A 706-nucleotide genomic window follows, 5' to 3' on the forward strand; every position below is an offset into this window, starting at 1 on the left:
GAGGCGATCGATCTGTGGAAGGCCGTGGACCGGCCGAACCTGATGGTCAAGATCCCGGCCACGCTGGCGGGCCTGCCGGCGATCACGAAGGTGATCGGCGAGGGCATCAGCGTCAACGTGACCCTGATCTTCTCCGTCGAGCGCTACGAGGCCGTCATGGACGCCTACCTGGCGGGCCTGGAGCTGGCCAAGGCCAACGGCCACGACCTGGCCTCGATCGAGTCGGTGGCGTCGTTCTTCGTCTCCCGCGTGGACACCGAGATCGACAAGCGCCTCGACGCCATGCAGGAGGGCCACCCGCTGCGCGGCAAGGCCGCCATCGCCAACGCCCGCCTGGCCTACGCCGCCTACCAGGAGGTCTTCTCCTCCGACCGGTGGAAGGCGCTGCAGGCCGAGGGTGCTCGGGCGCAGCGGCCGCTGTGGGCCTCGACCGGGGTGAAGGACAAGTCCTACTCCGACACCCGCTACGTCGACGAGCTCGCCGCGCCGAACACGGTCAACACCATGCCGGAGTCGACGCTGCAGGCCACCGCCGACCACGCCGACGTGCGCGGCGACCTGGTCAGCGGCACCGCCGCCGAGTCCCAGCAGGTCTTCGACGACCTCGCCGCCGCGGGCATCGACCTCGACGACGTGTTCAAGGCGCTGGAGACCGAGGGCGTCGACAAGTTCGAGAAGTCCTGGACCGAACTCCTCGACACCGTCG

General features: G+C 69.3%; 1 protein-coding gene. It reads left to right on the forward strand.

All coding sequences use genetic code 11. The features are described from left to right. The coding region (tal, locus tag R4I43_RS34235; protein WP_324269882.1) for a transaldolase at positions 1 to 706 on the forward strand (706 nt) is incomplete at both ends.

This window comes from Saccharopolyspora mangrovi (genome assembly GCF_035320975.1).
Taxonomy (GTDB): domain Bacteria; phylum Actinomycetota; class Actinomycetes; order Mycobacteriales; family Pseudonocardiaceae; genus Saccharopolyspora; species Saccharopolyspora mangrovi.